Raw genomic sequence first — 19,878 nt, forward strand, 5'->3', positions numbered from 1 at the left:
CTCCTTAGTTTTTCATTTTGGGATCAAGAGCATCACGCAGTCCGTCCCCGACCAGGTTAAATGCAAGTACTGTTAAAAAGATGGCTATCCCCGGAAAATAAACGATATGTGGAGCAATACTTAAATAATCACGTCCCATACTTAACATTGCGCCCCAATCGGGCTCTGTTGTTTTTGCACCCATTCCGAGAAAGCTCAATGATGCAGCGGCCAAAATCGCTCCGCCAATCTTCATGGATAGATTAACGATAATGCTGGGCACGGTCTCAGGAAAAATATGACGCCAAATAATCCGGCGATGCTTCGCTCCCATGGAACGAGCCGCTTCCACAAACAATGTTTCTTTCGCAGACAGCGTTACGCTCCGAATAATTCGGGCGAACGATGGAGTACCAAAGACTGCAACTGCGATAACAACGTTGGATAGACCCGGACCGAGAATGGCGACGATCCCAATGGCAAGCAGCAAGTCAGGAAAAGAAAATAGTACATCACTGCCACGCATAATTATCCGATCTAGCCAACCGCCATAATATCCGCTTAACAGACCTAGGATAGTTCCAAGTACACCTGCGATTAAGACGGAACTGAGACTGACCGCTAAGGTTAAGCGAGTACCATCAATCAAACGGCTTAGAATATCACGGCCATATTCGTCTGTCCCGGCCCAATGTGCAGCAGAAGGACCTGCCATAAGAGCATCGTAGTTTGGTTCATCAGGATTATACGGGGTCAAAAATGGCCCGAAAATTGCAATTAGGAATAGCAATATAATAAAAAATGCGGCCATAAGGGGCATCTTTTGTTTACTGAACTTACGTAAAAAAACACCCATACGGCCTTTTGTTTTCTCCGGGGCCAGTACCTCTCCGGGTAATGGAGATTTTGCTCCCATCACCGCCGAATTGTCACTCATGATATCCCTCCTGATCCTAAATTCACCCTATAAATCTATTGAAATTCTGCTTCTTAGTCGCATTAGCTACTGAGAAAACCTTATTTTCGGATTAAGTACGCCATACAATAAATCTACTAATAGATTGATAAGAATAAATTGTGTAGCAAACAGAAGCAGTAAGGCTTGAATGACTGTATAATCCCGGAACAAAATGGAGTCTACTAGCAGCCTGCCAAGACCCGGAATACTGAATACCGTCTCAACCATTACAGAGCCGCCGAGCAGGAACCCAAACTGAAGCCCAGCTACGGTAACCACCTGAATCAAAGAGTTGCGCAGCGCATGCCTGCCGATAACAACATACTCGCGTAAGCCTTTTGCACGTCCTGTACGGATATAATCCTCCCGAAGGGTCTCCAGCATAGATGACCTAGAATAACGGGCCAACATAGACATAATTCCCATCCCGAGTGTAATGGAAGGAAGAATATAGGACTTCCAGGAATCAACACCACCCGTTGGAAACCAACCAAGCTCTACCGAGAAAATTTGAATGAGTACCAAGCCTAACCAAAATCCAGGAATAGACATCCCTGAAATGGCTGTCAACGTCCCTAAATGATCCGGCCACCGATTGCGATAAACGGCTGAAACCACGCCAATTAGAAGACCAATAATTAGAGCCCAGGCCATACTAAGAAAAGTCAGCCACAACGTAGGCATTACTCTGCTTTCCAGCATGTCAGTAACCGGGATCCCTGAACGGATCGAATTGCCCAGATTCCCACTTAGCAGATCACCCATGTAGTTTATGTATTGCTTCCACAAAGGCAGATTGAGACCCAGCTGCTCCTGAATTCCACGAATCTCTTCAAGCGTGGCATCTTTACCGGCAATAAGTCGGGCTGGATCGCCTGGGATTAAGTGAATAAACAAAAAGACAAGCACCGATACAATGAACAACAGCGGAATAACCCCGAGGAGTCTTTGTAAAGCATATCTACCCAACTCATAAGCCCCCTTCAGTATCGACAAATGATTTAGTGAGGCCGCTTCCCACCATACTACAGAAGCGGCCTCGTTCATTTCTTGGGATATTAAACCTAACGTTTGTTTAGCATTATTTCACTTCTGCATTCAGGACATTAATGGAACCATCCGGGAAGACCTTAACTCCTTCCAGATACGATCTTTTGCCTGAGATGATTTGGTCGACGCCCATGAATGCCCATGGAGCATCTTCCCAAATTGTTTTTTGAATATTGCCATAGATGGATTTAGCCGCTTCTGGATCAACAGATTTATTCGCCTCAGCGATCCATTTGTCTACATTTTCATTTTTGTAATAGGCTGTATTTGAGCCAGCAGGCGGGAACATTTCACTACTGAACAACCCTCTGGTTGCACCATCTGCATCACCTGAAGACGGAGACCAGCTGACATACCACATTTGAATTTTTGCTTCTTCTGGTGTCTTAGCAGAGTTAATTTGGTCGGACAATGTGCCGCCTTCCATGGATTTCACGTCTACCTTAATCCCTACAAGTGCTAGCTGTTGCTGAATAAATTGCATACCCTTCATAGTTTCGGATTCATTTTCACCCCAAATTTCGGTTTCGAATCCATCAGGATATCCTGCTTCAGCAAGCAATTGTTTAGCTTTTTCAATGTCATAGTCATAACCTGTTTGCGGGGAATAGTATTGTGTTTTGGAAGACATCGTGGAATCAAGCTTAGCACCAAGACCCGATTTCACAACTTTGATATAAGCTTCTTTATTGATAGCATAGTTAATGGCTTGACGAACCTTCACATCATCGAAAGGTTTTTTCATCGTATTCAACGTTACATAACGGACGATTGTCGAATCGATGGTATCTACAGTAATTCCTTCAAGACCTTCAACCTCAGATACTTGCTCCGTTGGCATTGGATAAATAAAATCTGCCTCGCCGGTTTTTAGCATGGCTATCCGTGATCCATTCTCTGGCACAGGTCTAAAGGTCACACTATCCACTTTTGGCAAGCCCGCTTGCCAGTAATCAGGGTTCTTAACGACAACCAAGCGGTCGCCTTGCACCCATTCTTTGAACTTAAATGGTCCCGTCCCTACAGGATTTTTCGAAATATCGGTGCCATTTTCTTCTAAAGCTTTCGGACTAATAATAGGTGCCATAGCTACTTTATTTAAAAATGCGTTGTACGGCTCACTGAGTGTAATAACCACGGTTTTAGCATCAGGAGTCTCCACTTTCACTACCTTTGCGAAGCTTTTGCGCAGTCTCAGATTGTTCTTCTCATCTTGAATACGGGCGATGTTTACTTTAACCGCTTCAGCATTAAAGTCAGTACCGTCTTGGAATTTAACATTCTCTTGCAGCGTGAACGTGTAGACCAACCCGTCTTCACTTATGGAATGGCTTGCGGCAAGAACAGGAACCACGTTCATATTCTCGTCAAAACCCATCAGACCTTCGTACATCGTTCTGGCAGCGCTGATTGAATGCGTATCGCTTGCGTTATGAGGGTCCAGCGTAATAAAGTTAGAATTGATGGCAATTACAATGTCTTTATCATTCTTTGTAGTTGGGGTGCTAGTTTCAGTTCCACCAGCAGTATTGCCTTTTTGTCCCTCGTTGCTCGCTTTGTTGCCGCACCCTGCAGTCACTACTACTGTAATAAGCAGCAGCATGAACATTGACCATACTTTTCCTTTTGCTTTCATTTTTTACACTCCCCTATTCAAACGATGTATTAGAAAAGCTTCTAGTCCGATTAATCACCAAACTTGAAGATTATTCTTGACCTTATGCTCTAGATCTCCCATTGAAATACAGCACGGCGTTCGCCGACTACAGTACCGCCATCATTAACAATCGTGTTAGGCACGAGTGCATATAGGCGATCAATTGTGTCTTGATTGCTGTAACCAATACGTTCTAGAATCGATGCGATAATACATGGCCAGACTTGTTCTGATCCGTCGGATACTTTCAGTGATATACCCATTCGTTCCTTACGGAGTCCGATACCGTATACCCCTTTTGCTCCACCCTTAGCCGTCAGATTGTCATCCTTCAGGAGCTCTGAGCATACAAATTTCGTGTCAGCAATCATAACCGGGTTATCGTTCATAAGTTTTGCAATGGCAGCGGCTGCGTTACGTATATCCGTATCCTCAATTAAATCGGGACACGCTAGCTTTAGATAGGAATAAGCGATTTTATGAAGCGGAAGTGCGAAGATAGGAAGTCCACAGCCATCAATACCTTGCGGAATGGACGCTTTGGGAACTTCAGCGATATAAGCCATCATCTCAAGAATCTCCTGTTGTACAGGATGGTTAGGATCGTAATAAGTGTTTATATCCCAACCCATATATTTGCTAAGGCCCATTAAGCCTGCATGTTTGCCTGAGCAGTTATGAAAGATTTTACGAGTAGGCTCATTTGCCCGGTGACGTTCTGCTTTGGCTTCTTCATTCAGCGGGTATGTAGAGCAGCAATGAAGTGACTCTTCTTTTAATCCCATTTTCTGAAAAAGAGCTTCAAGCGCTTCAATATGGAAGGCTTCTCCCCGGTGTGAAGCGGTAAACAGCGAAGCTTCTTTACTTGTCAAACCATATACTTCATCGATCCGGCGTTTCATTACCGGCAAAGCTTGGAATGGCTTAGCAGCAGAGCGAAGATAAGTCATATGCTCCGGATCGCCTGCTTTGTACAAAATGTTGCCCTTCTCATCAACTACACTAACTGCACCATAATGCACATTCTCCAGCAGGCCACCACGATATTCTTCTACCAATGTTGTAAATCTCATCTGTACAACCTCCCCAGCAGTAGTTAATTTAATCTAAGGCAAAAAATCGATTCTGCGATAAAAGTCCCGATCCAATAATTACACCCTTCTCATTTAGCAACGAGCGATGAATCGTAAAGGAACCACGAAGCGGCTCCCAGGTAAAGCGCGAGAGGTACAGCTGCTCAACTTCTTCGTATATATCCGGGAATTTGTCCACGAGTTCTCCACTTAAAATCACGCTGTCGGGGTTATACATGCATACGACATTATTAATGGTGATGGCCATATACATGAGTGCACGGTCGATCAAGTGAATCGCCCATTGTTCTCCTGCATGTTTTGCTGCGAATAACTCCTCAATCGTACGGATCGGGCGAATCCGATTAGCTTCAGATAATAAAGAACTGATATTTATATAGGTCTGTAAACAGCCCGCTTTGCCGCACTCACACATCATTCCGTTAGGATCCACTGTCGTATGCCCAATTTCACCCGCACTGTTCATCACCCCTCGATAAATCTCTCCCTCGAGAATCATCGCAGAGCCCACGCCTTGACCGAAACCCAATAATGCCGTACGGCTGGAGCCGACTGCAGCTCCTTTAAGATGTTCAGCAAGAGCCCTTACTTTCAGCTCATTGTCCACAGCGATTTCAAAACCTGTCAGCTCTTTCAAGCGTTTGGCTAACGGCACATTTTTCCATCCTAGCTGAACAGAGAAGACAACAATTCCTTCTTCGTTATTCACAATGCCGGGAAGTCCAACGCCAATACCCACGATACGTGTTCTGTCAATCACATGCTGCTGGAACAATTGCTCAATGGCTTCATGAATCCGTTCCAGCGTTCGATCCGGGCTTTCGTCTGGTGTACGGGGAAATTGACTACTGCAGATAAGCTGTCCTTGTAAGTCCACAATTCCAATAGACATAAGACTCCGATCCAGTTCAACGCCAACCGATAATACAGAAGCGTCCATCATACCTATTAACGTTGATTTCCGACCTAATCCTGATGATACCTGCTCTGAATCGAGTAAATATCCTTCCTCCGTCAACTCTCCGACAATTCGACTTACAGTCGTAGGACTCATACCAGTCTGTTTAGCAATAGAAGCGCGAGAAATCGGTTGTTGATTTTTTATAATTTCGAAAACCGTTAAACGATTTTGTCGCTTCATAAAATCCTGATCGTGCTTTTTCACGGGCATTCTCCTAATTATTTTCTCCAGTGCATTAATTGGATTAATAAACCACAAAAACAAGAAAATATTTGCAAATAAAGCGCTGATAATGTATTCTTTGATTTAAATTTTAATTTAGTTTCTCCAGTGATGGGATTAATAATAAAGGGTCATGGTTTATGTGTCAATATAAATGACATATTTTTTATTTAAAAATAAATGTAAGCGGTTAACGAAAGATAACCAACACAAAAACCACTCAATATATAACACATACATAACATACAAGCCCATGAATTAGCATTTAATTTGAATCTTGAACCTATTAATTGGAATAGAAAGACTGAAAGTGGTATTTTACTTGGATTAATGTGAGGGTGTGTGAATCGATGGTAAATTGAAGGTAACACTCGCATCAAAAGGAAACTCTCAAAAAGGAGGTAGCTTTTGATGCGAAGTGAGTTAGTTACATCGAAGGTGCTAAAATCATTGAAACTCAACGGTCTTAACCGCTGCGTCCTCTTGGATCATCGATAACAATTGTACTGGATTAAATGATTCAGGCAATCTTACAACGATTTCTACGTTTAATTCGGATTCTACACTGTTATTTTCAGCATGAAAACTTAGAACAGCGATTTTGTGTTCTTTAAGCAACTCTTGAATTCGGCCCATAGCGCCTTCTGTGTTAGCTAGACTTATAACGAGCTGTTGGGTTTTTGGTGCGGCCAGCCAGCTGTTACGACTGTGTAAGATCTTTTGCCCAAGTAAAATGATTATCGTTGCTCCTACGCCAAGAATATAAAGACCAGACCCTATAGCCATGCCCACTCCGGCTGTTGCCCAAATCCCTGCAGCAGTAGTGAGCCCTTTGACTGTGTGTCTTTGCATAAAAATCATTCCTGCGCCCAAAAAACCTACTCCGCTTACTACCTGAGCAGCTATCCGAGCGGGATCAAGAGAAAGATTAGGCCAATCCGCTTGATCCTGAAACCCATATTTGGAGATGACCATCATAAGTGCAGCACCTAAGGCCACAACAAAATGTGTTCTAACTCCAGCTTCTTTCATCCGGCTTTTGCGTTCATATCCAACTAATACGCCACAAATTCCCGCGCCAATTACACGAAGCAAATACTCAAACTCCATACCTTCACCTTCTTTCATCATGATATGTATGTTGGATTAGTACCACGTAGGATAAAGTCGATAATCTATTTATTGTATCACAAACAAAAAACCATAATACGTCCTCTCGCATTATGGTTAACTCGCTTTTTTTAAATTTTATACTTCTTAGTTCGTATCGGAAGCTAACAAAGAGCAAATCTCCGCATCTACAAATCTACCTTTTTCAAAAAAAGATTCGCGCAACAATCCCTCATACTTAAAGCCCGCTTTCAAAAGAGACTTCTTGGAGGCAATATTAGCCGGATCATAAAACGCCTCAATTCGATGGAGCTTCATATGCTCAAAGCCATACGCAATAATAGCTGTCAGGACTTCCGTCATCACACCCTGCCGCCAATAAAGTGGAGATAATTCATACCCAATCTCTGCTTTGAAATTTCTGTGCGCCCAGTTATGATATCCGCATGAACCCATCATTATATTATCCTCACGCCTGGCTATTCCCCAGCGAATACTTTGTTTGCCTTTGAAACGTTCATCCCATCTTTCGATAAGGTTGATCGCTTGCTGTATATCGGTAAAGCTATCCAGATCATAATACTGGGTCACTTCATCTTTTGAAAAATAATTATATATTTCTTTAGCATCATCCAGTGTAATTCTTCTCAAAATAAAGCGGTCTGTTTCGAGCACAGGAAATCCTTCAACGTTATCGATCATATTTTCCTTAAGTCTCCTCTCATTTATAAACTAGTGATTTTTTTCACCTTGTAATCATTTGTTCATATTGCGTTCTTAATTGCTTGATACACTTCAATCATAACGATAACTACAAAGGAGATATTCTTATGAAAAAATTGTATTACACGTCTTTTTTCTATGCAATTCTTGGTTTGATAGCCGGAGTGGCCTATCGCGAAATTACTAAAATGAATGATTTCACAGGAGATACTATATTAGTTGCGCTTCACACTCACATTCTAGTCTTAGGATTCTTTTTCTTTATTATTGCTATGATCTTAGACAAGTTATTTAATATCCATGAGGCTAAATCTTTTGGTGCATGGTACATTGTCTATAACATTGGTCTTCTAATCACGATTGGTGCAATGGCTACACGTGGAATGCTGCAAATTAACGGCAGTGATATTAGCTTCCTGCCCCATATTGCGGGGCTTGGTCACGCCATTGTTGGGGCTGGAATCATCTGGCTGCTTGTGCTACTCGGTAAACGAATTAAATAATACAGAAAGAGCCGCCAGGATCACTCCAGCGGCTCTTTTAATTATCCCCTGCTTTCCGTTACGGAGCAATCCCCCATACGAGAGCATCACTTTGATAAAGCGTCACTTTATCCCAGTTAGTATAAGCAGTTTTAGTAGCATCAAAGGAGTAGTCATTGGCTTCGTTAAAATTAGTCCAATCTGATTTATATATTCTGAGTTGAATATCTCCGGACTGGCCTCCAGCTGGAATGGAACCAGCCGAAGAAGCAAACGAAAGTTCAACGTAAGTGTCTGCATTCGTGCCAGTGTAGTCTGCAAAGGCGACTTGAACATTATTATTGCCGATCTGTGCCCAATCAATTGTGCCATTTAACGTCTGATTACTATCTTTAGTGAAATAATAACGGATTTTAAGATCGCTTAAGTTCACTGCGGTTGTGCCGTTATTTTTAATATTAAAATAAGGTTTGATCTGATTGTCTGTCGCATTAGTATCTCCCGCCCGATACTGCAACGTCAGACTAGTTGCTGCCGGAACTTGTGGAACAGCACTCGCTTGTGCCGAATTCACACTCTCTCCTGTACTATTGGTTGCGCTTACAACATAGTAATAGGTTGTTCCGTTCGTTAAGCCCGTGTTAATGTAGCTCGTTGCCGTTAGCCCTGTTGCTACAGTGGTATACGGCCCTCCGCTTGTGGTTGCACTTTTCACAGTGTAACTAGTCGCACCACTGGATGCACTCCAGCTCAGGTTTACTTTTGCATCTCCTGCTGTCGCTACCAAATTGGTTGGCGCCGCGGGAACAGTCGCCACTGCTGCTGGAGCCGCACTCGCTTGTGTAGAATCCGCACTCTCTCCCACACTATTGGTTGCGCTTACAACATAGTAATAAGTTGTTCCGTTCGTTAGGGCGGTGTTAGTGTAGCTCGTGGTCGTTAGCCCTGCTGCTACAGTAGTGTACGGGCCTCCGCTTGTGGTTGCACTTTTCACAGTGTAGCTAGTCGCACCATTGGATGCGCTCCAGCTCAGGCTTACTTTCGCATCTCCCGCTGTCGCTACCAAGTTAGTGGGTGCCGTCGGAACAGTCGCCACCGCCGCTGGGGTCGCATTCGCTTGTCCCGAATTCACACTCTCTCCCACACTATTGGTTGCGCTTACAACATAGTAATAGGTTGTTCCGTTCGTTAAGCCTGTGTTGGTGTAGCTCGTTGCCGTTAGCCCGGTTGCTACAGTGGTGTACGGCCCTCCGCTTGTGGTCGCTCGTTTTACGGTGTAACTAATCGCACTGCTGGATGCCGTCCAGCTCAGGCTTACTTTTGCATCTCCCGCTGTCGCTACCAAATTAGTGGGTGACGCAGGAACTACAGTACCCCCTCCGTTACTCAGAGGAATTACAGGGTAAGCATTCTGTACCAGCTGAACAAATTGATCATGGAACCAGTGGCCTGATACAGGCGCATTAGGTAATGCACCGGTCAGTGTGCCGCTTGAGCTGGTATAAGTCGGATCACACATTCTGTCAAAGCCCTTGCCCTCATTATTTGGAATGGCGCTGCTGGAGCCGTCAGATTCTCCCGGAGGTTTCACCCAGACGAATGCATCCAAATGTGAGGCTGCATAACCTGCGGGTGCTGCTTGTGGAACTTCTCCAATTCCGGCACCGCTGGCATTACACCAATTGCCGCGATGGAGACGTTTATCAATCCGACCGGAATCCGCATAAGCGTTAACGGTTGTTCCGCTTGCACTAGTCGGACGATTTGCTCCTCCCCACCCATTACGGGAAGTATCAATAAGGAAGCCGATCGTGGAAGGCCAACCTTTTGCTACAAAACCTGAATACAAAGCTGCTGTGAAATCAGCTTCATCAAAATACGGATTCCATTCATAATAACTTGCAGAACGAAGCTGCTGGCTGCCTATCGTAAGATTCGGATCTGGAAGATTAGGTTCTACTAGTGGAGTGGTATTGGCTGTATTCGTAATGAATCCATCGACACTAGCAAGTCCAGCTGTAGTGCCTGACACAACCGAAGTAAAGAGGTCGATAGCGGGGCCACGGTTAGTATCCCATCCGAGCCAACCAGAGTGACCAATATCCATGTAAGTATACACATTTGGAATGGCATGGAGAGCATTTAAAGTGTAACGTGTAGCATCACGGTAAATATTCGTGGAGTTAGCTTGAGCACACTGTGGTGTGCTGAGATTGGTAACTAGATTCGGAAGCGAATCCGGCTCTACGATAGTCACTATCCGAATGTCACTATATTTGGGCTTTGCAAAAATACTGGCGATTACGTCAACATAATCTGATTTGTAGGTTGTCAAACCCGCTGCTGTCAGTGGCAGCTCGCCATTGGAGGCCAAAGCGTGGCAATCCCGCCCAGGCATATCATAAATTACGAATGTGGCTGTAATCGGCGTGTTTGGTTGCTTTTGCGCGAGTACGGAATCTAATGTTTCCTCAAGACTTTTTCTGCCTCCGTTTTCTGTCCCGCCATAAATTGCAGCAATTCGATCCAGCCATACGGCTGTCGGATATTTTTTAATGGTCTCCATCTTGGAAACTAAAGTACTATCGGTAACCTGAGCAATAGAGGTATCAATCAGTGCGGCATAATCAGGATTAACATATGCTGTAGCTCCTACAAACGGATTGTCAACATGCGCCTCACTGGCATACGTGGTAGAAGGAGCATATCCGGTGATAACTAAAGCCATGATCGTAAGCAATAACAACATTTGCTTCCTTAGTGCTTTTGTCATTTATTATTCTCCTTTCGACAATTAAATAAATTCGTAAATAATTTATTAATAGCCACGCGATGCTACAATTGCAGTATTCACTCCTTTAAAGAATGGTCACCTCCTCTATGCCTTACCCGCACTCATCATCACCTCCTCTCCGTTTTAAAGATCTAACAAGAGCCTAAATACCCTAACTATTTAACATAAATATAATTTTATTTAATTTATAGAAAATTATCCCTTTTCTTGAATACTACCATATCCTATTTTTAATTAGAAGATAGTAGATGAAATAAAAGTTTAATAATGAGACTATAAGAATATTTGTTTATAAACTGGTAAATGATACAATGTGGAAGTGACAAGGTATTTTGAATTTTAAGTATTTTCGAAGTAACGCTAACAAACCTTTAAGGAGTGAAAAAAATGTCCATCGATGTTTATCTTAATTTCAATGGGAATTGTCGTGACGCAGCAGAGTTTTACGCAGAGGTGTTTGGCACTGAACGTCCACAAATCATGACCTTTGGTGAAACACCACCCGATCCCAATTTCACTCTTCCTGAGAAAGCTAAAGATTTGGTTATGCACACCCGCTTGAATATCGAAGGCAGTAATGTAATGTTTTCTGATGTTTTTCCAGGTATGCCTTTTATCGAAGGAAACAATATTAGTCTTTCCGTAGTTAGTAAGGATTTAGATAACATAAAGAAATATTTCGATAAGCTTCAAGAGGGCGGTAAAGTAGTTATGGAACTGCAAGAAACCTTCTGGAGCTCTTGTTATGGTAGTCTAAAAGATAAATTCGGCATCGACTGGCAATTCAATTATGATGACGGACGAATAAATATGTAATAAAAAAACAACGGGCATGGAGTAACTAACCTCCTGCTCGTTGTTTTTTTGTTTTTCGCTTAAATTAGTCCATAATCAAATCGTACACACTAACCTTCCGAATTCGCCGGGCAACAAGCATAGACACCGCATAAGCGACTACTAGAATGGCTGCACACAATAGCAATACTTGAGGCAAACTAACCGCCAGTTGGACATTATAAATCCCTAAACTCGAGAGCAATAGTACAAACGCTGAGTCTGAGAAAAAATACCCCCCTATGCTCCCCAAAGCTACTCCCACCACAATCACCGGAAACAGACTAAAGGTAATCTGCGTCATCAGATTAAAAGTGGTGTAACCCATTCCTTTAAGAATGCCGAACTCACGTTTCCGCTTCAGAATCAAAGTCTTAATCACTAAATACAAAATCAGACTGACTACTATAATCGTCACCACAGTGATGACTGCTGTCATAGAAGATACTGCGGCAGTGAATGTACTGAGCGTACTATCAACCGTTTCTCGAATGTTAGTAATGTTCCATTGCTTAGGGAAGCGTGCTTCCAGATCCTTCACAAAAGCTTGCGCATCTCCCCCCTCTTTCAGATACACATTGATGGACAGAGGGGTGTACTCCGGTTGAAGTCTTCTCATTCCATCACCGGTCATACTCGCCACCATTCCAAGTTGGCTAATCTGCTGGCTTAAGCCAGTAACCAAATAATTCTCCGTCACACCATTAAAAGTGATCGGGACCTCGTCCCCTATTTCTGAATTTTCCAACTTAGCAATAACACCGGAAATCACAATTTCATTATCATAAATTGGCTCTCGCCCTTTGTATATGGTTTGTGTCTCCAGCTTGCTATAATCGTCAGATACCCGGAGCATAAAGCTGGTGTTTTTAATCGAAGCGACCATGCTATCCAATACAGTCAACTTTTCAACCCCTGGCATGGCTTCTAATTCTGTAAACTTCCCCTGCTGTAGGTCACCGTTTTTCGGCAATAACAAAAAGTCGCTGCGTTCTATACCTACCAGTTCTATAACGGCGGAGGTATCTCCCTTAAAGTTGAAATTCAATATAGAGCAAAAAATACTAGAAAAGGTTAATCCGGCAACGATCAATACGATCATCATATTCTGTTTTGCCTGCCTTACTAAAGCTTTAAGGCTTAAGCTGAATTGCAGATTCATCCGGGATGTTTCGAGTGGAATTGGGTTCCGCTTGAAATTGTGAGTGAGGATTCCGCTCTGCAGAGCTGTAATCGGAGTAATGTTCCGAATTCGCCGGCTCGACAGATAGGTAACAAGTAGCACTAGTCCAGAGACAATAACCAAACTAAGCACTGCACTGACCCCTTCAAAGGATATTGGCCACAGAAGTCCGATTGAAGACGAAATCATATTCCCTACCAACGGCATAACCAGCCCAGATAACCCGCCTCCCGGTATAGCTGCAATGATGGAAACTGAGGTGAACTGTAGCAGAAGCGCATTTTTAATCTGCCATGAAGTATAACCGTTAGCTTTTAAAATACCGATGTTCGTTAAATTGTCTTCAATATGCCCCAATATTTGAAACCTGATGACAATAAGCGAGATTAGAACCATAATCAGTGCAAATACGATTAAAATGGCTGCTAAAAGATTAACAAAAACACGGTTCCCTTCGAGCCCAACCTCTGCCCGCATGACTTGAAATTGATCCGTACTTCCTGAGGCAAAAATCCGCTCACTAAGCATTTGCTCCAGCTTTACATCCTTTGAAGGATCGGTTAAATCTGCTGATAGAAAGCTGTACTGAGCTTCAGTTCCAAGACGTTCCCCCAACTGTTTATAACCTTCATCATTCAAAAATACTTTTAAAGCTCCATTAGTTAACGTCCCTAGCAACGGCTCCTCAATAAAGCCACCTATAGTATAAGAAAATGAGTTATTATCGTATACAAAAGTAAAAGTATCCCCAAGGTTATACCCCGATCCAACATGGAACAAATAAGGCAGATAGATCATATTCGCATCCTTAGATCCTAGTGGAGTCGTTGTCTTGAACAGTCCCTTGGTCCGCGGTGTATCCATGTTAAGAATTATAAAAGCTACCGTAGTGTCCGTTTGTCCGTACTTCATTTTAGCATCTGCTAACAGAATTGCTGCTTCATTCTCCCAGGATTCTGTATATGAATAACTATCCACAAGCTCCTCATACTCTTCTAGATAATCATCTTTTGGAAAATATGCACTTATTTCTGGAGTCCTTAATTCAGTCATTTTTTCTTGCTGGAAGGAATTGAGCTTCAAAATGACCGTAAGACCAATGTTCAGCAGCAGCACAGCTATCATGATAAGAATGAAGAGCGTAACCGTAGCACTTTTTCTTTTACGAATATTGGACCAAGCTAATTTTCCTATTAGGCTGCTCATCCCTACCACCCCAATTCGGTTAGAAAGGACTGTAATTGCTGCTGCCGTTCAGGTCCGTTATCTTCGCTATAAGGGGTAAGACGCAAATCTCCCACGATGACTCCATCCCGCAAATACAATATCCGATTTCCACGCAACGCGGTTTTAAGATCATGAGTAACCATAATTATACTTTGCCCTTGTCTATTCACCTCAGTAAGGACGCGCAGTACACCTATTCCTGCTGAACTATTTAACGCACCCGTCGGCTCATCGGCGAAAACCGCTTTTGGACTGTTGATCAATGCCCGGATAATCCCCGCCCGCTGAGCTTCGCCACCTGAGATTTGCGCCGGAAACTTGCCCCAGACAGAGTCATCCAGACCTACATCAGAGAGTAGCTTTTTGGCTTTTTTTACAGCCCCTGCTCTATCCTTTTGTACAAGAAAAGCACTTGATAATACATTGTCGAGGACACTCATCGTATCCAGCAGATGAATCTGCTGAAACACGAACCCACAATTCTTCCGCCGGAATATCGCAAGCTGATCATTACTCATGGCTGTGATATCCTGACCTTCAAATAGAACCTCTCCAAGTGTTGGCTTATCCATACCCGAAATGGCATACAGCAGTGTTGATTTACCAGAACCAGAGCTGCCCATGATAATCGTAAAATCACCATGATATAAGGTCAGATCCAGATTTTTCAAAACATGCTGCTGAGTTCCTCCATGGGAGAAGGTTTTTCCAAGCTTATTAGTCTGCATCAGCACTTTATTATTCACTTCGCTCATGTTGAACACTCCATTTACATTCATGCTCATTAATTGCGCTAAAAAAAATCATAGCTCTACGCGAAATATAATGGCTGCAATCACAAGCTCATTCGTAATTGCAACCTTATCGTACGTTAAATGTTCTTAACATGTCTTTGTGCAATCCTTAGCTAATTCTTAATTCTGTCCTACTAAAGGAATTAGCAGTTTGACTGTAAATCCGTCCTCCCGATTGGAGCACAGAATGTCGCCTTGCATTTTTTGCATCATATAACGGGAAATGTACAGGCCTAGACCTGCACCATTCTGGCTCACGGCCAGACTGCCCCGAAAAAATTTATTGAATACTAAAGGCAGCTCCTCTTCAGGAACCCCGGGACCATAGTCCAGAATATCTACCTCCAGATAATGATCCGTGATCTCGAACTTAATATCTATGGGTGTGTCTGTGTAGGCATATTTGTAGGAATTATTCACAACATTATCGATCACCTGCTGCAACCGCAAGGGGTCCACCGTAATGAGACAGTCAGGCACAGATGCTGCTGAAATCCGTTCATAGAAATTCACATTATTTATAATTTGGATCAGCAGGTGGCTTTGCTCTTCCGTTAAGCTGACTTTAAGTTCATTTAGTTCCTCCAAGGTCGAATGGAACATATCAGTCACCAGACGATCAATCTGATCTGCTTTGGAGTACAAAGTGTTAAGCTGTCTGCCGGTCTTCTCATCCCTTGCGCTTAATAACATCAGTTCCGTGATCGCCTTTAACGAAGCAACGGGTGTTTTAATGTCATGACTGAGACTAGCAACCAGTTCCTTTTTACTTTTATTCGCCAAATATTCGCTGTGTCTAGCCGCTGCAAGCTCTTCCCGCATCATATCAAAGCTTTCGGTAAAAGCACCAAACAGATGATTACGATCCATCTCCAGCGGCACTTCCAGATCACCTCTCGCGATATGCTTCGCGAATTGCTGCATTTTGCGGAACGGACGGAGAACCGATCGATTCAGGAACCAAATATAGAGAACGCCTAGAACCGTAAGCAGAAGCAGCATCACAATAGAAACTTGTATAAATTGTTTTTTCATATGTATAAAGATCGCACGGTAATCATTATTAATAATCACCTTCCCCACCATCTTATCCTGAACAAAAACGTCCACTAGAGTATCCCGATTATTGATGGCTTCGTTAACAGTAACGGAAATCGCATTTCCCGTCTGATATTTAAGTACTCCCGTGGTATCTATAATGGCAAATTCATAAGGACTTTCCTTGTACAGCTTCGGATCAAGCTTGTCCCAGTTCTGTTCCGTGAGCTTCACAATGGTATTGATCGCCACTCTATCTGTTCCTGTCTCCACCTGCAAATTAAGAATTAGGAAGGTGAGCGCTAAACTTGCGGCAAATATAGTAAGCAGAAGGGCCAACAGCAGTTTTTTTGTCATAACTATTTGTCCTCAAAAGCATAACCGATGCCCCATACTGTACGGATGTACTGAGGATCATTAGGATTCTGCTCAATCTTCTCACGTAGATGACGGATATGTACATTTAAGGTGCCATCCCCCGCAAAAACATCTCCCCATACCTCAGTAAATAACTCCTCTTTGGGGATTACCCTATTTTTCTGCTGAATCAAATAGCTGAGCAATTTATATTCCATCGTTTTCAGCTTGAGAGCTACGCCATTAAGGCTTGCCCTCCTAAGTTCGGGGTCTATCTGGATAGGGCCGGCTTGGAGGATAGCTGCCTCAGCTATAACTTCGTTATTGTGGCGTTTAAGCACCGCCTTCACTTTTGCGAGCAGCACTCGCAGGGTATACGGCTTATGAATATAGTCATCTCCTCCGATATCAAGAGCAATCAATACATCATCTTCACTCGAGCGGGCACTAATAAACAAGATAGGAATCCCCATCGTCTGACGCAGCTCTTTGCATAACTGGAAGCCGGATTCACCGCCTAAATTAATATCTAGCAGTAACATTGAGACCTGATGCTCACGTAAAAAGCTTCGACAGGCATCAGCGCTTGTAACAAACGCGGTTTGAACATCGAACAAATTAAAATATTCGCAGGTGGTCTCCGCAAGTTCAGTTTCATCATCAATAATTAAACAATCATATCTCATGGATTTCTCTCCGCTTCAACAGAATTTAGTATTATGTTAGAATATGCCTTTAAGGAGGGGTTACCTGTGGATAAACAATCCCAGCGTCTGGAGCAATTTTTAGATAAATACCAACAAAGCTGGCCATTGAGCGGCACAGTCTTGATAGCTCAGCATGGAGAAATCAAGCTACAAAAAGCATATGGGTATGCGAATCTTGAACATCAGGTCCCGAACGCTATAGATACCAAATTCCGGATCTGGTCGCTAACCAAGTCATTCACTGGCATGGCGATTCTGATGCTAAAAGAACAAAAACGTCTGCGACTGGAAGATCCGATCTTAAAATATCTTCCTGAACAGCATGCATTCGAGGGGATGACCATCCTTCATCTGCTGGGACATACCTCGGGTATAGCCAACTACACTTCTCTACCCGAATATAATCAAAAATTAAATAAACTGAAGCTGACTCCCTTGGAGATGTTACAGCTATTTGTGAGTCAACCGCCTGCATTTATGCCCGGCACATCGTTTTCCTATAATAATTCGGGTTATTATTTATTAGGAATGATCATTGAAAAGATTACTGGCATGACATTTGAAGATTATATCACTACTTTTATATTACAGCCTCTTGGCATGGTAAATACAGGAGTTTATAACAATCAGCAAATCATTTCAAAATTAGCCTCACCTTATCATTCCTCATGGGAAGAGTATACTCAGGGTGAATACATACATATGAGCTCTATCCTGTCAGCGGGTGCCATGTATTCGACGGCTGCTGATCTTTTCCTGTGGGATCAAGCGTTATACTCCGATCAATTAGTGTCTCACGATACTCTGGAGATGGCTTTTCATTCAAGTAATCTCAAATATCGATTTGGTTGGTTTTTGGACGAACGTTATGATCGCAAAAGAATGTATCATGGTGGTGCTTATCGCGGCTTCCGAAGTGAAATGCACAGATATCCAGAAGAGCAGACAACCGTCATCATGTTGACCAATTATGATTGTGTCCCCATTACCAAGTTAACGGAATCTCTATCTGGATTAGTATTCGGTGAGCCTGCCGAAATGCCGATATTCCCGCGAGCCTTTCCACTTGATGATAGCATGTATGCTGAATATATGGGGACCTATGAGGGATTTGGCTGCAAAGCGAGCGTGGAGCGTAGGGGCCAGGACTATTATTTTGTCTGGAATGATGAAGAGGTTACACCGTTCTATCCTATCTCAGAAACAAGATTCCATCATACCAAGCATGACAGTGAATTTGAATTTAAACGAAATGAACAGGGTGAGCTTTCATTTCTGGGGATGAAAAAAAACAAACGAGTGCCGCAATAGCCATAAAATAGCTACTGGGCACCCGCCTTTTTTCAGCTAAGGCCTAAGCCTTGGCCAAAATTATAAATTGCGTGAGCATCACGATTACCGCTGAAGACACCCCCAGCGAATTAATGATTGTTAAAGCATTTGGATAACTTTCTTTCCGAAATTGTGAGAACAAAGACACCGTCCATAACACGCTGAAAAATAACGACGACAACCCGGATACAGCTTCACTATCAATTCGTCTGCTCCGGAGAAACAATCCGGCAAGGGTGGCGACAGTATAAACAATATATATTACTAGCTCTATCGATGTGATAACGATCGCCTCGCCGGCAGAGAACAAACGCATTAACAAGTATTGAAAACCTAAACAGATAAACACAAGCTGGTTAAAAGATAGTCTCTTCACTCTCATAGCTTAGCTCCTTTAGGATATATTTTCACAAAAGACAACGCTTACATTGTACTAGTGATTGAATATATCTTCTGTGACTTTCCATACCCTGCCAAATATTAGTCGGATAATATCCTCACATACAAAAAAGGAAGTACACTTTGCGAAAAAGATCCGCAAGGCATACTTCCTTTTTTTACGATTCGATTGTAGATTTAGACGGAATGGGACATCTTAGTTCCAAAATAGAATGAACAGTGGATTTATAAGATGTTTTCTTAAAATTAGGAGGTCATTGCTGTGAGAAACAAACAATCCATTGTCTTCGTGACCATACCATTATCCGAGATCAAGAAGTTCATCCTTATTGATATTGTTGCTGGATGGGTCTTTTATTTTGCTATAAAATTCCCCTTCCATTCCTTAATTGCCGCCTCTGCCGGAAGCATGTTTGGTCCTATCCTCATACGCCAATCCATGAAGTTAGTTCAAAATCGCGCCAAGGTTTAAGGTTTTAAGAACTGCTCAATCTGTTTTTTATGATGCTTATCATGTGGGATAAAACTTCTCAAGTACTTGCGAACGCTGAATTTTTTGCGATCTCCATCCTTATATTCCTGATTGAATTCCTCTTCCGTTAAGCCTACAGCTGCATCTATGATTTTAGTTCTATAACGTACAAATTGTTCAATTAATGTTTGTTCAGATAATAATTTAGCATATTCTACAGCGTTAGCATTAAACTCGTTAAAATCCAACTGCTTGGTTGTGATCGGTTCCCGGAGAATTATTTTCTTAATCGCACCTTCATAAAAATATTTATCCCATAACATGAGATGACAGATGATATCCTTTAAAGTCCATTTACCAGCTGCAATAGGCTGATTCCAATGTTTAGCTGATACTTCACCTAAAGATTCTACGAACGGGATGAGGGACTTAAATTCGAGTAACATTTGCTCATTTGTTTTTGCAGCCAGAGAGATCAACCTCCACATGAAAAATAAAATAATTC

18 protein-coding genes are annotated in these 19,878 nt (G+C 42.6%); 4 read left to right on the forward strand and 14 right to left on the reverse strand.

Annotation, left to right across the window (positions count from 1 at the left end):
* Positions 1 to 4: 4 nt before the first annotated feature.
* The 7 genes from MHI15_RS03130 to MHI15_RS03160 form a co-directional block, all read right to left on the reverse strand.
* Positions 5 to 835: an ABC transporter permease gene (locus MHI15_RS03130; RefSeq protein ID WP_445255220.1), complete on the reverse strand. Its 831-nt coding sequence runs from the start codon at positions 833 to 835 to the stop codon at positions 5 to 7.
* Between the two features lie 147 nt (positions 836 to 982).
* Positions 983 to 1,906, reverse strand: coding sequence for an ABC transporter permease subunit (locus tag MHI15_RS03135; protein ID WP_036689023.1), 924 nt, complete (start codon positions 1,904 to 1,906; stop codon positions 983 to 985).
* A 112-nt stretch (positions 1,907 to 2,018) separates the two neighbouring features.
* The gene (locus MHI15_RS03140) at positions 2,019 to 3,623 is read right to left on the reverse strand and encodes a glutathione ABC transporter substrate-binding protein (protein ID WP_076278750.1); all 1,605 of its coding nucleotides are present in this window, start codon (positions 3,621 to 3,623) and stop codon (positions 2,019 to 2,021) included.
* An 89-nt stretch (positions 3,624 to 3,712) separates the two neighbouring features.
* Positions 3,713 to 4,717: an asparaginase gene (locus MHI15_RS03145; protein WP_340396938.1), complete on the reverse strand. Its 1,005-nt coding sequence runs from the start codon at positions 4,715 to 4,717 to the stop codon at positions 3,713 to 3,715.
* 28 nt (positions 4,718 to 4,745) lie between these two features.
* Positions 4,746 to 5,903, reverse strand: a complete 1,158-nt coding sequence (locus MHI15_RS03150; RefSeq protein WP_076218480.1) for an ROK family transcriptional regulator — start codon at positions 5,901 to 5,903, stop codon at positions 4,746 to 4,748.
* 465 nt (positions 5,904 to 6,368) lie between these two features.
* On the reverse strand, positions 6,369 to 7,052 hold the full coding sequence (locus tag MHI15_RS03155; protein WP_244886359.1) for an MgtC/SapB family protein: 684 nt from the start codon (positions 7,050 to 7,052) through the stop codon (positions 6,369 to 6,371).
* Positions 7,053 to 7,178: 126 nt separating this feature from the next.
* Entirely contained in the window at positions 7,179 to 7,733 is a 555-nt protein-coding gene (locus tag MHI15_RS03160) for a GNAT family N-acetyltransferase (protein ID WP_081387118.1), read from the reverse strand.
* A 128-nt stretch (positions 7,734 to 7,861) separates the two neighbouring features.
* On the opposite strand from MHI15_RS03160, the gene MHI15_RS03165 reads away from it, so the two are divergent.
* Positions 7,862 to 8,257 carry a DUF2871 domain-containing protein gene (locus MHI15_RS03165; protein ID WP_076129897.1) on the forward strand — a complete coding sequence of 132 codons (396 nt, stop codon included), beginning with the start codon at positions 7,862 to 7,864 and terminating at the stop codon, positions 8,255 to 8,257.
* Between the two features lie 58 nt (positions 8,258 to 8,315).
* On the opposite strand, the gene MHI15_RS03170 is transcribed toward MHI15_RS03165, so the two are convergent.
* Positions 8,316 to 11,009 (reverse strand): glycoside hydrolase family 6 protein, encoded by a 2,694-nt coding sequence (locus MHI15_RS03170; protein WP_076147887.1) that lies wholly within the window; start codon positions 11,007 to 11,009, stop codon positions 8,316 to 8,318.
* A 408-nt stretch (positions 11,010 to 11,417) separates the two neighbouring features.
* Here MHI15_RS03170 and MHI15_RS03175 point away from each other — a divergent pair, with 408 nt between their 5' ends.
* Positions 11,418 to 11,846 (forward strand): VOC family protein, encoded by a 429-nt coding sequence (locus MHI15_RS03175; protein WP_076147884.1) that lies wholly within the window; start codon positions 11,418 to 11,420, stop codon positions 11,844 to 11,846.
* A gap of 64 nt (positions 11,847 to 11,910) precedes the next feature.
* Here MHI15_RS03175 and MHI15_RS03180 read toward each other — a convergent pair whose 3' ends face one another.
* From MHI15_RS03180 to MHI15_RS03195, 4 genes are all read right to left on the reverse strand, one after another.
* On the reverse strand, positions 11,911 to 14,253 hold the full coding sequence (locus MHI15_RS03180) for an ABC transporter permease (RefSeq protein WP_076278754.1): 2,343 nt from the start codon (positions 14,251 to 14,253) through the stop codon (positions 11,911 to 11,913).
* A 2-nt stretch (positions 14,254 to 14,255) separates the two neighbouring features.
* Positions 14,256 to 15,029 carry an ABC transporter ATP-binding protein gene (locus tag MHI15_RS03185; protein WP_076183127.1) on the reverse strand — a complete coding sequence of 258 codons (774 nt, stop codon included), beginning with the start codon at positions 15,027 to 15,029 and terminating at the stop codon, positions 14,256 to 14,258.
* Positions 15,030 to 15,188: 159 nt separating this feature from the next.
* Positions 15,189 to 16,463 carry a HAMP domain-containing sensor histidine kinase gene (locus MHI15_RS03190; protein WP_076304844.1) on the reverse strand — a complete coding sequence of 425 codons (1,275 nt, stop codon included), beginning with the start codon at positions 16,461 to 16,463 and terminating at the stop codon, positions 15,189 to 15,191.
* Between the two features lie 2 nt (positions 16,464 to 16,465).
* Positions 16,466 to 17,149 carry a response regulator transcription factor gene (locus tag MHI15_RS03195; RefSeq protein ID WP_076129903.1) on the reverse strand — a complete coding sequence of 228 codons (684 nt, stop codon included), beginning with the start codon at positions 17,147 to 17,149 and terminating at the stop codon, positions 16,466 to 16,468.
* Positions 17,150 to 17,215: 66 nt separating this feature from the next.
* Here MHI15_RS03195 and MHI15_RS03200 point away from each other — a divergent pair, with 66 nt between their 5' ends.
* Positions 17,216 to 18,481 carry a serine hydrolase domain-containing protein gene (locus MHI15_RS03200; protein WP_341164122.1) on the forward strand — a complete coding sequence of 422 codons (1,266 nt, stop codon included), beginning with the start codon at positions 17,216 to 17,218 and terminating at the stop codon, positions 18,479 to 18,481.
* Between the two features lie 43 nt (positions 18,482 to 18,524).
* Here MHI15_RS03200 and MHI15_RS03205 read toward each other — a convergent pair whose 3' ends face one another.
* Positions 18,525 to 18,884, reverse strand: a complete 360-nt coding sequence (locus tag MHI15_RS03205) for a hypothetical protein (RefSeq protein ID WP_036685802.1) — start codon at positions 18,882 to 18,884, stop codon at positions 18,525 to 18,527.
* 279 nt (positions 18,885 to 19,163) lie between these two features.
* Between MHI15_RS03205 and MHI15_RS03210 the strand changes: the two genes are divergently transcribed.
* The gene (locus MHI15_RS03210; protein ID WP_036685800.1) at positions 19,164 to 19,373 is read left to right on the forward strand and encodes a hypothetical protein; all 210 of its coding nucleotides are present in this window, start codon (positions 19,164 to 19,166) and stop codon (positions 19,371 to 19,373) included.
* Here the strand turns inward: MHI15_RS03210 and MHI15_RS03215 are convergent.
* A complete protein-coding gene (locus tag MHI15_RS03215; RefSeq protein ID WP_341164123.1) occupies positions 19,370 to 19,819 on the reverse strand; it encodes a DinB family protein in 450 nt (149 codons plus the stop codon). The genes MHI15_RS03210 and MHI15_RS03215 overlap by 4 nt on opposite strands.
* Positions 19,820 to 19,878 lie beyond the last annotated feature (59 nt).

It is taken from the genome of Paenibacillus sp. FSL H7-0918 (genome assembly GCF_038007025.1).
In the GTDB taxonomy this organism is placed as follows: domain Bacteria; phylum Bacillota; class Bacilli; order Paenibacillales; family Paenibacillaceae; genus Paenibacillus_AQ; species Paenibacillus_AQ odorifer.

Excerpts from the sequence above, each read along its gene's own strand:
- MHI15_RS03130 (WP_445255220.1), bottom strand. The coding sequence starts at position 835 with ATGGGTGTTTTTTTACGTAAGTTCAGTAAACAAAAGATGCCCCTTATG.
- MHI15_RS03205 (WP_036685802.1), bottom strand. The coding sequence starts at position 18,884 with ATGAGAGTGAAGAGACTATCTTTTAACCAGCTTGTGTTTATCTGTTTA.
- MHI15_RS03155 (WP_244886359.1), bottom strand. The coding sequence starts at position 7,052 with ATGATGAAAGAAGGTGAAGGTATGGAGTTTGAGTATTTGCTTCGTGTA.
- MHI15_RS03175 (WP_076147884.1), top strand. The coding sequence starts at position 11,418 with ATGTCCATCGATGTTTATCTTAATTTCAATGGGAATTGTCGTGACGCA.
- MHI15_RS03160 (WP_081387118.1), bottom strand. The coding sequence starts at position 7,733 with ATGATCGATAACGTTGAAGGATTTCCTGTGCTCGAAACAGACCGCTTT.
- MHI15_RS03215 (WP_341164123.1), bottom strand. The coding sequence starts at position 19,819 with ATGTTACTCGAATTTAAGTCCCTCATCCCGTTCGTAGAATCTTTAGGT.
- MHI15_RS03180 (WP_076278754.1), bottom strand. The coding sequence starts at position 14,253 with ATGAGCAGCCTAATAGGAAAATTAGCTTGGTCCAATATTCGTAAAAGA.
- MHI15_RS03170 (WP_076147887.1), bottom strand. The coding sequence starts at position 11,009 with ATGACAAAAGCACTAAGGAAGCAAATGTTGTTATTGCTTACGATCATG.
- MHI15_RS03190 (WP_076304844.1), bottom strand. The coding sequence starts at position 16,463 with ATGACAAAAAAACTGCTGTTGGCCCTTCTGCTTACTATATTTGCCGCA.
- MHI15_RS03145 (WP_340396938.1), bottom strand. The coding sequence starts at position 4,717 with ATGAGATTTACAACATTGGTAGAAGAATATCGTGGTGGCCTGCTGGAG.
- MHI15_RS03140 (WP_076278750.1), bottom strand. The coding sequence starts at position 3,623 with ATGAAAGCAAAAGGAAAAGTATGGTCAATGTTCATGCTGCTGCTTATT.
- MHI15_RS03195 (WP_076129903.1), bottom strand. The coding sequence starts at position 17,149 with ATGAGATATGATTGTTTAATTATTGATGATGAAACTGAACTTGCGGAG.
- MHI15_RS03185 (WP_076183127.1), bottom strand. The coding sequence starts at position 15,029 with ATGAGCGAAGTGAATAATAAAGTGCTGATGCAGACTAATAAGCTTGGA.
- MHI15_RS03165 (WP_076129897.1), top strand. The coding sequence starts at position 7,862 with ATGAAAAAATTGTATTACACGTCTTTTTTCTATGCAATTCTTGGTTTG.